The organism is Marivita sp. (genome assembly GCF_017643905.1).
Lineage (GTDB): Bacteria > Pseudomonadota > Alphaproteobacteria > Rhodobacterales > Rhodobacteraceae > Marivita.
The window spans coordinates 1-9,852 of the sequence record NZ_JAEPMO010000151.1 but is presented as its reverse complement, the minus strand read 5'-3'; the positions used below and the strand labels follow the sequence as shown (position 1 = coordinate 9,852).

The 9,852-nt window shown below is 59.6% G+C and carries 12 protein-coding genes and 2 pseudogenes; 8 read left to right on the top strand and 6 right to left on the bottom strand.

The window, feature by feature from the left end:
• Positions 1-399 (top strand): annotated as a pseudogene (locus tag JJ869_RS19190) (dihydrolipoyl dehydrogenase); the annotation flags it as partial.
• Positions 400-454: 55 nt separating this feature from the next.
• On the opposite strand, the gene JJ869_RS19185 reads toward JJ869_RS19190, so the two are convergent.
• Both JJ869_RS19185 and JJ869_RS19180 read right to left on the bottom strand, forming a co-directional pair.
• A complete protein-coding gene (locus JJ869_RS19185) occupies positions 455-1,108 on the bottom strand; it encodes a ChrR family anti-sigma-E factor (protein WP_292269623.1) in 654 nt (217 codons plus the stop codon).
• Positions 1,109-1,115: 7 nt separating this feature from the next.
• On the bottom strand, positions 1,116-1,655 hold the full coding sequence (locus tag JJ869_RS19180; RefSeq protein ID WP_292269632.1) for a sigma-70 family RNA polymerase sigma factor: 540 nt from the start codon (positions 1,653-1,655) through the stop codon (positions 1,116-1,118).
• Between the two features lie 232 nt (positions 1,656-1,887).
• Here JJ869_RS19180 and JJ869_RS19175 point away from each other — a divergent pair, with 232 nt between their 5' ends.
• From JJ869_RS19175 to JJ869_RS19150, 6 genes are read left to right on the top strand one after another with little or no spacing between them, the layout of a single operon-like run.
• Complete coding sequence (locus JJ869_RS19175; protein WP_292269621.1) at positions 1,888-3,186, top strand: FAD-dependent oxidoreductase; 1,299 nt, start codon at positions 1,888-1,890, stop codon at positions 3,184-3,186.
• Positions 3,183-3,938 (top strand): DUF1365 domain-containing protein, encoded by a 756-nt coding sequence (locus JJ869_RS19170; protein ID WP_292269618.1) that lies wholly within the window; start codon positions 3,183-3,185, stop codon positions 3,936-3,938. The genes JJ869_RS19175 and JJ869_RS19170 overlap by 4 nt, the downstream gene beginning before the upstream one ends.
• Positions 3,938-5,170, top strand: a complete 1,233-nt coding sequence (locus JJ869_RS19165) for an MFS transporter (protein ID WP_292269628.1) — start codon at positions 3,938-3,940, stop codon at positions 5,168-5,170. Before JJ869_RS19170 ends, JJ869_RS19165 begins: the two co-directional genes overlap by 1 nt.
• Before the next feature lie 4 nt (positions 5,171-5,174).
• Complete coding sequence (locus tag JJ869_RS19160; RefSeq protein WP_292269617.1) at positions 5,175-5,741, top strand: DUF3833 family protein; 567 nt, start codon at positions 5,175-5,177, stop codon at positions 5,739-5,741.
• Positions 5,738-6,469 carry an SDR family NAD(P)-dependent oxidoreductase gene (locus JJ869_RS19155; protein ID WP_292269615.1) on the top strand — a complete coding sequence of 244 codons (732 nt, stop codon included), beginning with the start codon at positions 5,738-5,740 and terminating at the stop codon, positions 6,467-6,469. The genes JJ869_RS19160 and JJ869_RS19155 overlap by 4 nt, the downstream gene beginning before the upstream one ends.
• A 60-nt stretch (positions 6,470-6,529) precedes the next feature.
• Positions 6,530-6,847, top strand: a complete 318-nt coding sequence (locus JJ869_RS19150; protein ID WP_292269612.1) for a DUF3775 domain-containing protein — start codon at positions 6,530-6,532, stop codon at positions 6,845-6,847.
• A gap of 3 nt (positions 6,848-6,850) precedes the next feature.
• On the opposite strand, the gene JJ869_RS19145 is transcribed toward JJ869_RS19150, so the two are convergent.
• Positions 6,851-8,104 (bottom strand): DNA polymerase IV, encoded by a 1,254-nt coding sequence (locus JJ869_RS19145; protein ID WP_292269611.1) that lies wholly within the window; start codon positions 8,102-8,104, stop codon positions 6,851-6,853.
• Positions 8,105-8,145: 41 nt separating this feature from the next.
• Here JJ869_RS19145 and JJ869_RS19140 point away from each other — a divergent pair, with 41 nt between their 5' ends.
• On the top strand, positions 8,146-8,568 hold the full coding sequence (locus JJ869_RS19140; protein WP_366510479.1) for an NUDIX hydrolase: 423 nt from the start codon (positions 8,146-8,148) through the stop codon (positions 8,566-8,568).
• On the opposite strand, the gene pyrF is transcribed toward JJ869_RS19140, so the two are convergent.
• The 3 genes and pseudogenes from pyrF to JJ869_RS19125 form a co-directional block, all read right to left on the bottom strand.
• Positions 8,553-9,269 (bottom strand): orotidine-5'-phosphate decarboxylase, encoded by a 717-nt coding sequence (gene pyrF, locus JJ869_RS19135; RefSeq protein ID WP_292269609.1) that lies wholly within the window; start codon positions 9,267-9,269, stop codon positions 8,553-8,555. The genes JJ869_RS19140 and pyrF overlap by 16 nt on opposite strands.
• Positions 9,270-9,325: 56 nt before the next feature.
• Positions 9,326-9,625 (bottom strand): hypothetical protein, encoded by a 300-nt coding sequence (locus tag JJ869_RS19130; RefSeq protein ID WP_292269608.1) that lies wholly within the window; start codon positions 9,623-9,625, stop codon positions 9,326-9,328.
• Positions 9,626-9,675: 50 nt separating this feature from the next.
• Positions 9,676-9,852, bottom strand: a pseudogene (locus JJ869_RS19125) (GTP cyclohydrolase I FolE2); the annotation flags it as partial.

Here is a 9,852-nt window from a genome sequence, read left to right as displayed (position 1 = left end):
GATGCGTCGCTGATCCCGTCGGTTGCCTATACCGATCCCGAAGTGGCGTGGTGCGGCGTGACCGAAACGCAGGCCAAGGCCCAGGGCATCAAGTACGAAAAGGGCGTGTTCCCTTGGGCAGCCTCTGGCCGGTCCTTGGCGAATGGACGGAACGAGGGCATGACCAAGCTCCTCTTCGATCCCGAAGACGACCGCGTGATCGGGGCCTGCATTGTGGGCACCAATGCGGGTGATCTGATCTCGGAAGTGGCGCTGGCTATCGAGATGGGCGCAGACGCGGTTGATCTGGGCCACACGATCCACCCGCACCCGACGCTCTCGGAAACGGTGAACTTTGCCGCCGAGATGTTCGAGGGCACGATCACCGATCTGATGCCGCCGAAGAAGAAAAAAGCCTAAGCGCAAAAGAAAAGGGGGCCGATCGGCCCCCTTATTCGTTGGTCTGTCTGTCGGCTTATATGCCGAGGAACGGCTGCGCGATGCGTGGCACCAAGCCCTTGAACTTGAGCGGCGCGTCTGTGACCGCAAGGCAGATGCAATCCTCGGAGATGTCCGCGACCGGCGTATGGTTCAGGTCTTCGCTGGCGACCTCGATATCGCCGCGGCCGAAATATCCGCCTTCATCCTGAAACGCGCCCTTCAAAACAAGCGTCAATTCAAGACCGCTGTGCCCGTGATCCGGGATCGCAGTGCCAGCCGGGATGTAGAGCAGACGCGCTGTGGCATCCTTGGATGTCGGCAGGATCGCCTGTTTCACACCCATGCCAGCCGAGCGCCAGCGCACGTTCTCAAGCCCACCGCCGACATAGTCGATCAGGGGTGCAGGCAGGACATCGTCCTTGATCCTTGTCGAAACAGGCTTGTCCTGAACTTGCGTGTCCTGCGCATGGATCATGTCCAGAACTGTGTTCAGGCTGGCCTTCGACATCTCGACGGTGGTGCAGGTGTCGAGCACGGCGCCGCCCACAGCATCATAGCTGCCCAACGCTGCTCTGCATTCATCGCAGAGCGAAATATGGGTTGCGACGATCAGGTTGACGGCTTCAGGCAGGTCACCTGCCGAGTAGGCCATCAGGAGGTCGTCTGTGAGGTGATGTTTTACAGTCATTTCAAATTCACTTCATCGAGTGGCGCAAACGCTCGAGCGCCAACCTAATACGAGATTTGATCGTGCCCAGTGGCAGACCTGTCTGATCGGCGATTTCGCTGTGCGACAGGTCACCGAAATAGGCCTTTTCGATCAATTCTCTTTGTTTCTCGGGCAGATCGCGCAAGGCACGACCCAGTTTTTCGCTCTCCTGTTGCAGGCCGATCACAGCTTCCTGATCCGGCTCTGATTCCGGACCCCAGGGTAAGTCTTCGGGTTCCGGACGCCGCTGTTTGCGCAGCACGTCGATTTTCTTGTTCCGGGCGATGGTGAAAATCCATGTCGATGGACTTGCCCGTGTCGCATCGTAGAGATGCGCCTTGTTCCAAACGGTCACGAGCACTTCCTGCGCGCATTCTTCAGCCAGTGCTGCATCCATTCCCGTTCGCATCAGGAATGCCTTTACCCGTGGGCCGAAATGGCCAAACACTCGTATAAAAGCGCCTTCGTCCCGCGCATCGCGGACCGCAATCAGGTCGTCCACCCAAGGTACGACGTCGTTTGTCATTCCTGCAGTCAAAATATCCGTTCCGTTCGCGCCCATCCCGCCGGAATCGCGCATTTCCACTCCTTTGCCAACGGGAGCGATATGGCGATCCGAAGTGAGCACGGTTGTCGTGAACATGCAGAAGATACGGCTCAAGTACAGGTTTGGATCACAGATTATTTTCTTTTTCTTTTCATCCGGAGTGCAGAGTAGAGCGTAAACAGAACTAGACATACCAAAGAAAGAGACCAGCATGCCGTTTGAAGCCCGCGCCAGCGCGCCCAAGAAGATTGCCGTGATTGGCGCAGGGATTTCGGGAATGGGGGCAGCGCATATGCTGTCCGAAGATCACCACGTCACCCTGTACGAAGCGGAGCCGCGTTTGGGCGGGCATGCGCGCACCATCGTCGCGGGCAAGAATGGCGACCAGCCCGTCGACACAGGGTTTATCGTTTTCAACTACGCCAACTACCCGCATCTTGCGCGGCTGTTCAAATCGCTCGACGTGCCGGTGACGAAGAGCAACATGAGCTTCGGGGCCAGTCTTGATGGTGGGCGTGTCGAATATGCGCTTGCGTCAATCGGGTCGGTGTTTGCGCAGAAAAAGAATCTCGTGAATCCCAAGTTCCTGCGGATGCTGGCGGATATCGCAAAGTTCAACAAACGCGCCTTGGATGCGACACGGGACCGAAGCCTGAGCCTTGGTGTTTTTCTGGAGCAGTTGGGCACGGGCGAGTGGTTCCGCGAGTATTACCTGCTGCCGCTGACGGGTGCGATCTGGTCGACGCCGACGGAAAAGATCATGGATTTTCCGGCCCATGCGCTGGTGCAATTTATGGAGAACCACGCGCTGCTGTCGGCCACTGGCCAGCATCAATGGTACACAGTTCAGGGCGGGTCCATCGAATATGTCCGGCGTCTTGAGGCGTCGATGAAAAATCGGAACGTGACGCTGCGCCTCGGTGCGCCGATCGATGCGGTGCGCCGCGATGTCATGGGGGCCGAGGTCAAGGCGTACGGGTCTGAGTGGGAGCGGTATGACGAGGTGGTGTTCGCCACCCATTCTGACGACACGCTGCGGCTCTTGGCAGATGCGACGCCGCTGGAGAAGCGTGCGCTGGGCGCAATCTCCTACCAGCCGAACCGGATCGTTCTTCATGCGGATTCCAGCATCATGCCGAAGAAGCGGATTTGCTGGTCGTCGTGGAATTATACCGAAACCGAAGCCAAAGAGCTGAACACGATTGACCTGACCTACTGGATGAACAGCCTTCAGCCGATCCCGGAAAACGACCCTCATTTCGTGACGCTGAACACCACCCGTCCGATCCGCGAAGAGCTGATCTACGACGAATGCACGCTGCGTCACCCGGTCTATGACCTTGATGCACTGGCGGCACAGGACATCGTGCGCGACATGAACGGCACACACCGGACATGGTTCTGTGGTGCCTGGATGAAGAACGGCTTTCACGAAGACGGGCTGGGCAGCGCGGTGGACGTGGTCGATGCGATCCGGGCGCGGAACGCGGTTGCGGTGGCGGCCGAATGAAGGTTGTCGATCATATCGTTGGCCACACCTATCACGGTCGAAAGGGAAGCACGGAAAACGCGTTTCGCTACTCCATCGACTACGTGATGCTGGATGCCGAAGCCGAGCCGAAAACGCCATGTCTGTTTTCGCGTAACAAGGGCAACGTGGCCAGTCTTCAGGATGTGGACCATGGCGGTGCGCCGGGCGAAGGGCGCGGTGCCGCATGGGCACGCGAGGTGCTGGATGCGCATCAGGTCCGGGCGCGAGGTCGGTTGCTGCTGCTGGCACAGCCCCGCTTTCTGGGCCATGTGTTCAACCCGGTGTCGTTCTGGCTGGCGCATGATGAGCAGGACAATCTGGTGGCCGTGATCGCGGAGGTTTCCAACACCTTTGGCGACCGTCATTCCTATCTCTGCCGCAAGCCGGACAATTCGCCCATTGGTGCGTCGGACCGCTTGCAGGCGACAAAGATTTTCTATGTGTCGCCTTTTCAGCCCGTCGAAGGCGGATACGAGTTCCGGTTTGACATCCGGCCCGACAAGATCGGCATCTGGATTGACTACTCGCAAGCATCGGGTGGCCTGATCGCCACGCTCACAGGGCCGCGCAAGACGATCAGCAATTGGTCGATCCTGCGATCGGTTGTGCGGCGTCCGTTTGGGTCGCGGCGCGTGCTGGCCTTGATCCATTGGCAAGCGCTCAAGCTTTGGTGGAAAGGGTCGCGATACCGGACCCGCACCGAACCACCTTTGGAAGAAGTCAGCCAGTGATGGTGGCGGATCGGCAAAACCTTGGCGCCTACGCGGTCTTCGCGGCGGTCCTCGCGGCAGCGGGTTTGCCGATCTATATCCATGCGCCGAAGTTTTACGTCGATGAATATGGTGTGAGCCTTGCGGCGCTCGGGACGGTGCTGTTCGCATTGCGTCTGCTGGACGTCGTGCAGGATCCGCTGCTTGGCAAACTTGCCGTTGCGGTACGTCATGTTCAGGGGATCGCCGTTGGTGTGACATTGGCGATCATGGGCGCGGCGATGATGGGGTTGTTCGCGGTCACGCCGCCGACAAACCCGATCCTCTGGTTCGCCGTGATGCTGACGCTGGTCTTTTCCGCGTTCAGCTTTTTGACCATCAACTTCTACGCACGCGGCGTGCAGAAGGCGAGGACGCTGGGAGGCGACGTTGGTTACCTGCGGGTGGCGCGGTGGCGCGAGACTGGGGCGTTGCTTGGGGTCTGTGTGGCCTCGGTTATGCCGTCGGTCTTTCTGGCGATCGCGTGGCCCGAATTCGTGGCCTATGCTGCGGTTTTTGCTCTCGCGTGCCTGATCGCCGGGATCGCGATGCACAACGAGTGGCGCGGCGCGACGACAGAGCCGTCAGCAGGGTTCGGGATCGTCCTCAAGGACCAAATCTCGCGCCGTTTGCTGCTGATCGCGCTGGTCAACGCAGCGCCGGTTGCCGTGAGTTCAACGCTGTTTCTGTTCTTCGTGGAAAGCCGTTTGGATGCGCCGGGTTGGGAAGGGCCGTTGTTGCTGCTCTTCTTCCTGGCGGCGGCGGCGGCCGCACCGCTTTGGGGTGTTTTGGCAGAACGCATTGGTGCCAAGTCGGCGCTTTTGGCTGCGATGGTCCTGGCGATTGTGGCCTTCAGCTTTGCCATGACGCTGGGCAGCGGAGACACGGTTTGGTTCGCCATCATCTGCCTTGCGTCCGGCGCTGCGGTTGGCGCGGACCTGACGCTGTTGCCGGCGGTATTCGCGCGCCGCATGGAGACCGTTGCGCCGAATGCGTCCGAGGGGTTTGCCCTCTGGGGCTTCGTGTCGAAATTCACACTGGCTTTTGCGGCCATCGCGCTTTTGCCCATCCTCGAAGCCAGCGGTTTCGTGTCGGGTGCCGAGAACAGCGATGCCGCTCTGACGACTTTGACTTTGCTCTACGCAGGAGTGCCCTGCGCTTTGAAACTGGTGGCGATCGGCCTTTTGATCGCGACACCACTCGGAAAGGAATGACGTCATGGAGACTGTCTTTCTCGTTTTTCTCGGAGCAAGCCTGATGCTCATCCTCGGATACCTGAAGAACAGGTATTTCGGGTTTTACGGGCAGGTTCCGTCTGACTATCTGAATGCCCCCGGCGATGCGTTTGACCTGCGCACGCATCTTAATGGTGAAATCATTTGTGAAGGCGTGATCTACGGTCCCACCGGGCGCGTCACCTCGCGTTTTGTTGGTGATTTCGATGCAGCTTGGATCGGCAACACCGGCGTCATGAAAGAGCGTTTCCTCTACGACAGCGGTGACGAAGTGCTGCGCGAGTGGAATTTGACGCTGGGCAATGACGGTCATATTCGCGCAACAGCGTCGGATGTCGTCGGCGAAGGTCAAGGCGTGCAAAGTGGCCCGACGGTGCAGCTCAAGTACAAATACAAGCTGCCCGCAGAGCAGGGCGGGCATGTTCTGGATACCACGGACTGGATGTATCTTGCGCCCAATGGAACCATCGTGAACCGCAGCCAGTTTCGGAAGTATGGAATTAAAGTGGCCGAACTTGTGGCCACGATGCGCAGGAAGGAAGCGGCGTGATAGAGTGGGCAGGCAAACGGTATTGGTTGGTCGGGGCAAGCGAAGGCCTCGGCGCGGCTCTGGCGCACAAGATGAGTGCGGCGGGCGTCCATCTCGTGTTGTCTGCCCGCAGTGAGGACAAGCTGCGGGAACTGGCGGCCAGCCTTCCCGGCAAAGCAGATGTCGTGACTGTCGATGTGTCAGATGCGGAGTCGGTCAAAGCCGCTGCCGAGGCGGTGGGTGACATTGACGGCGTGGTCCAGATCGCCGGGGTCTATTGGCCGTTTGGAGCCAAAAACTGGGATACGGATCAGGCGACAGCGATGGCCGACATTAATTTCACGGGCGCGATGCGCTTGATGGGGGCTGTTGTTCCGAAATTCGTTGAGCGGGATGCCGGGCATATCGTTCTGACGGGATCTTTGTCTGGGTTCCGCGGTCTGCCGGGCGCTGCGGCCTATACCTCGTCGAAGGCCGGGGTGATGACTTTGGCGGAATCGCTTTATGCCGATCTGCGCAAGACGAATGTGCGGGTGCAGTTGGTCAATCCCGGCTTTGTCAAAACCCGTCTGACCGACAAGAATGATTTCAACATGCCCTTCATCATGGAGCCTGAGGACGCCGCACGCGAATTCTTCGAGCACATGAACACGGACGCGTTCAAACGCAGTTTCCCAACCATATTTTCATGGGTGTTCCGGGGCAGTCAGTTCTTGCCGGATTGGCTCTATTATCGGCTGTTTGCGTAAGATCAAAGTCAAAGATTCCTTTCGCGCCCATGTTTCAGTGAACGGCATGGGAGATTCGAGATGGAACATATCAGTGCAAACAAGGTGGCCGCCGTCATCGTGATGGCGCGCGAGCTGGATCGCGCCGAGGGTGAGATGCGCGGCTTCATCGACCGGATGGGCGAGGAAGAACAGACGGCTCTAGTCACAGTCATGTGGATTGGGCGCGGCGCGTTCGAGGTCGAGGAATGGGACGAAGCGTTCGAGACCGCGATGAACGAAGCCACGACACCGACAGCGGATTACCTGATCGGGACGCCGCATCTTGCGGACCATCTTGAAGCTGGTCTGGAGGCGCTCGGTATTTCGGCCATCGACGAGGAAAACCAGTTGATGTGATCCTCAGCGCAGGGCACGACCCTTGAGGATCGCGTCCGGACCGAACTTTTCCCGGATCGCATCGGTGGCCCGTTCTGCCATGGCGCGTTTGGTGCTTTGCGGGTCAAGAAGATCCCCGGAGACATCAGCGCCTTCTGCTGTGCTCAGATCACTGATCCCCGCGCCCAGAAGGCGGTAGGGGCCTTGGTCGCCAACCTGATCGAAAAGCGCGCGGGCGGTGCGATAGATGCGGTCGGCAATCTGGGTCGGATCGCTGAGCGACATGCGTTTCGTCACCAGCGTGAAGTTCGATTTCTTGAGTTTCAGGGTCACAACGCGCCCGGCCAGACCTTTGGCCTTGGCGCGGTCCGACACCTTTTCGCACATCCGCCAGAGATGCCCGTCCAGGAGATCGGGGTCATTGGTATCTTCGTTGAACGTGGTTTCGTTCGAGATGGATTTCATAGGGCTGTGCGCCGACACGCGGCGCTGATCCTGTCCGCGCGCCAGATGGTAGAGGCGGTGGCCCATACTGCCAAAGCGATGGGTCAGATCATCAAGGTCCCAGCGCAAGAGATCGTCAAATGTGCGGATGCCCGCGCGGTCCAACGCGTCTTGCGTTGCAGTTCCGACGCCCCAGATCATGCGGACGGGTTTGGGCTTGAGAAAGGCTTGGGTTTCGGCTTTCCCGATCACGGAAAACCCGCGTGGTTTGTCGAGGTCCGAGGCGATCTTGGCGAGGAACTTGTTGTGGCTCAGCCCGATGGACCCGGTCAGCCGCAATTCATCGCGCATGCGTTTGACCAGCCGCGCCAGCATCACGGCGGGTGGGTGTCCGTGCAGGCGGGTGGTCCCGGTCAGGTCGATGAACGCCTCGTCCAGCGACAGCGGTTCGATGGCGGGGGTCAGTTCCTCCATCAACTGCCGGATGGCGCGCGAGGCTTCGACATAGGCGTCCATGCGGGGTTTGACGATCACCGCATCAGGGCAGAGTTGCAACGCCTTGAACATCGGCATGGCAGAGCGGACGCCCTTGATCCGTGCGACATAGCAGGCGGTGGACACGACACCGCGCCGCCCGCCGCCGATGATCACCGGTTTGTCAGCGAGTTCCGGATTGTCGCGCTTTTCGACAGAGGCATAAAACGCATCGCAATCCATATGCGCAATGCTCAGGTCGTAGAGTTCGGGATGCGCGATGACGCGCGGACTGCGGCACGCGGGGCAGCGGGCACCGGCATCGAATTCGGTCAGGCAATCGCGGCAAAGGGCAGGCATGGGTTGGGTATCCGAACGAGCCTTTGCAAGGTACACCCGGCGTGGGTCAGACAAAAGGCAGGATCATGCAGGATTTCGGCGGAGCGAAGCTTATCCTGTTCATTGGCGACCGGATCGTCGTTCTGCGCAGGGACGAGAAGCCGGACATCCCGTGGCCGGGTCGGCTTGATCTGCCCGGGGGTGGGCGAGACGGCCAGGAGTCCGCGGTCGAGTGTGTGTTGCGCGAGACATTTGAGGAAGTTGGTCTGTCGCTGACCCCCGGCGATCTTGTCTGGCAGGAGCAGTTCAAACGCGGCGTGTTCTTTGCCGCACATCTCCCGATCGAAGCGCAGGCCCGGATCGTGTTCGGGTCAGAGGGGCAAGGTTGGCTTCTTGTTGATCCTGCGGATTACGTCCTCGATCGAGAGGCGATCCCGCATTTCGCGGCCATGGTCCAACGCTATCTGGATCACGCGTTCGGCTGAGTCGCCTGTGGGGACTGCATTTCGGCCACGATGGCCTCGGCAGCAGCACGCGGATCGGCGGCTTTCCAGACCGGGCGTCCGACGACGATGTGGTCGACACCGTTCTTGACGGCATTTGCCGGGGTCGCGACGCGCTTCTGGTCACCCAGGTCGGCACCAGCCGGACGCACGCCGGGGGTCACGATCAGTCGGCCTTTGGATTCCGGTAAGGCACGGATCAGGGCGGCTTCGTTTGGGGATGAGATAACGCCGTCGGCGCCGGCATCAAAAGCGCGCCCAGCCCGTTCGACCACAAGGTCTTGAACGGCACCATCCTTGATCATTGCTGAGTCCAGATCGCTCCGTTCAAGCGATGTGAGAATGGTCACCGCAAGGATCTTGAGATCGGAACCCGCTGCACCTTCCTTCGCCGCGCGAACGACATAGGGGTCGCCATGCACCGTCAGGAAATCCAGATCGAATTGTGCAAGACCGCGAACGGCGGCTTCGACCGTTGCTCCGATGTCGAAGAGTTTCATGTCGAGAAAGATGCGCTTGCCGTGTTCTTTCTTGAGCTCGTCGGCCAGTGCAAGACCGCCGCCCGTCAGCATCCCGAGGCCGATCTTGTAGAACGACACCGAATCGCCCAGCTTTTCCGCCAAGTGAAGACCATCCAAGGCGTTGGGAACGTCCAGAGCAACAATCAGGCGATCATCAGACATGGGGCAAAGTCCTTTCAGGCAAACCTGTGCCTTCTAGGCGGGCGCCGTGTCTGAGGTCAAGCGGCGCGGCCGAAGAATTTGTCCAGAAGGCTCGGTGCGGAAAACAGGTTGCGATAGGCAAGGACGCCCGGGCTGTCGGCGGGCACGACGCGGGACACGAACTGGCCCTTTTTGTGTTGGTCGATCGCGCTTCGGATCAGTGCCGGGCGCAATGCCTCAAAGGGCATCGAGATGGGTCCGGGCACATGGACCACATGGCAGGTTGTGCCAAGGGCGCTTTCGACCGTGACATGGGCTTCGAACATGCCGGTATGGGCTTCGTGAATGATGTTGGTTGCATTGGCTGTGTAGGGCATCGAACTGCTCGGTTCTGTTTGATCTATGTTAATGAAATGGGAACGCGCTTGTTCTGAAGGTCTGGCAGGGTCGCCCGATATTCCGTCGTAGCGTCAAACTCCTCCGGGTACTGCCTCGACAAGTCAGGGTAATTCGCCAAAGGCTGATCTGGCAACAGCCGTGCAACTGCCGGGTCGAGTTCAGCAATCTCGGTAACAGACGCAGACTGCGCCCACGCCCGCAAACG

Excerpts from the sequence above, each read along its gene's own strand:
- JJ869_RS19145 (WP_292269611.1), bottom strand. The coding sequence starts at position 8,104 with ATGCCTGCCCTTTGCCGCGATTGCCTGACCGAATTCGATGCCGGTGCC.
- JJ869_RS19165 (WP_292269628.1), top strand. The coding sequence starts at position 3,938 with ATGGTGGCGGATCGGCAAAACCTTGGCGCCTACGCGGTCTTCGCGGCG.
- JJ869_RS19160 (WP_292269617.1), top strand. The coding sequence starts at position 5,175 with ATGGAGACTGTCTTTCTCGTTTTTCTCGGAGCAAGCCTGATGCTCATC.
- JJ869_RS19170 (WP_292269618.1), top strand. The coding sequence starts at position 3,183 with ATGAAGGTTGTCGATCATATCGTTGGCCACACCTATCACGGTCGAAAG.
- JJ869_RS19130 (WP_292269608.1), bottom strand. The coding sequence starts at position 9,625 with ATGCCCTACACAGCCAATGCAACCAACATCATTCACGAAGCCCATACC.
- JJ869_RS19180 (WP_292269632.1), bottom strand. The coding sequence starts at position 1,655 with ATGACAAACGACGTCGTACCTTGGGTGGACGACCTGATTGCGGTCCGC.
- pyrF (WP_292269609.1), bottom strand. The coding sequence starts at position 9,269 with ATGTCTGATGATCGCCTGATTGTTGCTCTGGACGTTCCCAACGCCTTG.
- JJ869_RS19185 (WP_292269623.1), bottom strand. The coding sequence starts at position 1,108 with ATGACTGTAAAACATCACCTCACAGACGACCTCCTGATGGCCTACTCG.
- JJ869_RS19150 (WP_292269612.1), top strand. The coding sequence starts at position 6,530 with ATGGAACATATCAGTGCAAACAAGGTGGCCGCCGTCATCGTGATGGCG.
- JJ869_RS19175 (WP_292269621.1), top strand. The coding sequence starts at position 1,888 with ATGCCGTTTGAAGCCCGCGCCAGCGCGCCCAAGAAGATTGCCGTGATT.